The following is a 2,263-nucleotide window of genomic DNA, read 5'->3' as shown; positions in this document are numbered from 1 at the left end:
GATATCATGGCGGGGCCAGCCCCGCACCCCGGGATATTTACAAACAGGAGAAGATTAAAGACGTTCGATGGCGATGGCGGTCCCTTCGCCACCGCCGATGCAGATGGCCGCTATGCCGCGTTTGAGCCCGCGAGTTTCCAGCGCGTTGAGCAGCGTCACGATGATCCGTGCGCCCGAAGCGCCGATCGGATGGCCGAGCGCGCAGGCACCGCCATTGACGTTCACCCGATCACGCGGCAGGCCCAGTTCGTGCATGAAGGCCATGGGCACGACGGCGAAAGCCTCGTTCACCTCCCAGAGGTCCACGTCCGTTTTTGACCAGCCGATTTTCGTAAGCAGTTTTTGGGCGGCAGGTACCGGGGCGGTGGTGAAAAGTCCCGGTTCCTGCGCATGGCTGGAATGCCCCAGGATGCGGGCGCGGATGTTTGGGGCCTGTGGGTTGGAAGTCAGCACCAGCGCCGCCGCACCGTCGGAGATGGAGGATGAATTGGCGGGCGTAACAGTCCCGTCCTTGCGGAAGGCCGGTTTGAGTTGCGGAATCTTCTCGGGCCGCGCCTTGGCGGGCTGTTCGTCCTCGGTGATCACCGTTTCGCCGCCACGGCCGCTGATCGTCACCGCAGCGATTTCGCGCAGGAAAGCGCCTGAGGCCTGAGCGCCCAGCGCGTTTCGTAAGGATTCAATCGCATAGGCGTCCTGCGCCTCGCGGGTGAACTGGAAAGTTTGTGCGCAGTCCTCGGCGAAGGTGCCCATCAGGCGACCCCTGTCATAGGCGTCTTCAAGCCCGTCGAGGAACATGCTGTCGATCACTTGGCCGTGGCCGATACGGGCGCCGCCGCGCATCTTGGGCAAGAGATAGGGAGCATTGGTCATGCTCTCCATGCCGCCCGCGACAACGTTTTCGGCCGCGCCCAGCGCAATCTGGTCGAAAGCAATCATCGCCGCCTTCATACCGGATCCACACATCTTGTTCAGCGTGGTGGCGGGAACATCCTTGCCCAGCCCAGCGGCGAATCCGGCTTGCCGCGCCGGAGCTTGGCCTTGTCCCGCAGGCAGCACGCAGCCCATGATTAGTTCATCAACGCCAGATGCATCGAGCCTTGCGTCATCTAGGGCGGCACGAATGGCGACGCCGCCAAGCGTGGGAGCATCTGTGGAAGCGAATACTCCTTGAAAGCCGCCCATCGGCGTGCGGGCGGCGCCGGCGACAAATACTTCCTTCATTAAAACCACTCCTCAGATTTCCAAGCTTCGGCAAAACCGGTTGGTAACTTTTGCGACCTAAGCTTTGCGCACAGCAACCAAATGGGGTCTCGATGCAGCTTACAGCACAACGTTTTCCTGATGCCACATTGATAACGGTCCTGGAAAGCCGGATTGATGCTGCAGCGGCAATCGCCTTCAAGGACGGGATTAGGGATCTGGCCGACGGTGGCGCAAGCCGCATCGTGCTGGACCTGGCCGGTGTGGACTTTGTGGATAGCAGCGGCCTTGGCGCGATCGTCGCCGTCATGAAGCTCTTGGGAAAAGAGAGAACGCTGGAACTTGCGGCACTATCGCCGGCGGTAGAGAAGGTCTTTCGCCTGACGAGAATGGACTCGGTCTTTACGATCCATCCGAACGCGAGCGAGGCACCGGGGATTCAGAACCTCACAAGCTGAACGCGGAGGAGGCGGGATGACGAACCGACCGCAGCCCGTTTCGGTGCAAAGCCCGTTTTTGCAATTCACTCTAGCTTGCACCTTCATGGATGCCCGGCTGGCGTTGAAGCGTGTTCGGGCAAAACTCGAGCGTGTCGGGATCGGCAAGAAGGATGTCGACCGGGTTGAAATAGTATTGGCCGAGGTTCTTAACAATATCGTTGAACATGCCCACGCCGAAGAGCCCGCGCAGGTGACTATAATCCGCTCACCCAACAAGCTGAATATCGTTGTCTTGGACAATGGGGGGCCGATGCCTGACGGCGACCTGCCCTGTGGGCAACTGGCAGAATACGCGATTGAACAGGATCCGCTGCCGGAAGGCGGATTTGGTTGGTTTCTGATTCGAGATCTTGCCAATGAACTCGAGTATTCAAGACGAGAGGGCAAAAATCATCTGTCTTTCGTGATCAATCTCAATACGGAGGCACACGCATCCTGCCAACCTGCCGCCAAATCGCCTTAATCGGTCCATACGGCGGACAGAATGTAGGACGAAAATGGAATCGTAGCTGCTTATAGCTTCCCTCGGCGTCGCGTTTAACAGCCCCCACCCAGTGCGCGAC

3 protein-coding genes are annotated in these 2,263 nt (G+C 59.4%); 2 read left to right on the top strand and 1 reads right to left on the bottom strand.

All coding sequences use genetic code 11. The features are described from left to right. Positions 1–54: 54 nt before the first annotated feature. Positions 55–1,221, bottom strand: coding sequence for an acetyl-CoA C-acyltransferase (locus tag WBB85_RS19560; protein WP_432640265.1), 1,167 nt, complete (start codon positions 1,219–1,221; stop codon positions 55–57). A gap of 92 nt (positions 1,222–1,313) precedes the next feature. On the opposite strand from WBB85_RS19560, the gene WBB85_RS19555 reads away from it, so the two are divergent. After that, entirely contained in the window at positions 1,314–1,658 is a 345-nt protein-coding gene (locus tag WBB85_RS19555; protein WP_432640264.1) for an STAS domain-containing protein, read from the top strand. Between the two features lie 16 nt (positions 1,659–1,674). Beyond that, a complete protein-coding gene (locus WBB85_RS19550; protein ID WP_432640263.1) occupies positions 1,675–2,163 on the top strand; it encodes an ATP-binding protein in 489 nt (162 codons plus the stop codon). Positions 2,164–2,263 lie beyond the last annotated feature (100 nt).

The organism is Albidovulum sp., assembly GCF_049646345.1.
Classification (GTDB): Bacteria; Pseudomonadota; Alphaproteobacteria; order Rhodobacterales; family Rhodobacteraceae; genus Albidovulum.
The sequence above is the reverse complement of the archived record's forward strand: the minus strand, read 5'-3'. Positions and strand labels throughout refer to the sequence as shown.

Excerpts from the sequence above, each read along its gene's own strand:
- WBB85_RS19550 (WP_432640263.1), top strand. The coding sequence starts at position 1,675 with ATGACGAACCGACCGCAGCCCGTTTCGGTGCAAAGCCCGTTTTTGCAA.
- WBB85_RS19555 (WP_432640264.1), top strand. The coding sequence starts at position 1,314 with ATGCAGCTTACAGCACAACGTTTTCCTGATGCCACATTGATAACGGTC.
- WBB85_RS19560 (WP_432640265.1), bottom strand. The coding sequence starts at position 1,221 with ATGAAGGAAGTATTTGTCGCCGGCGCCGCCCGCACGCCGATGGGCGGC.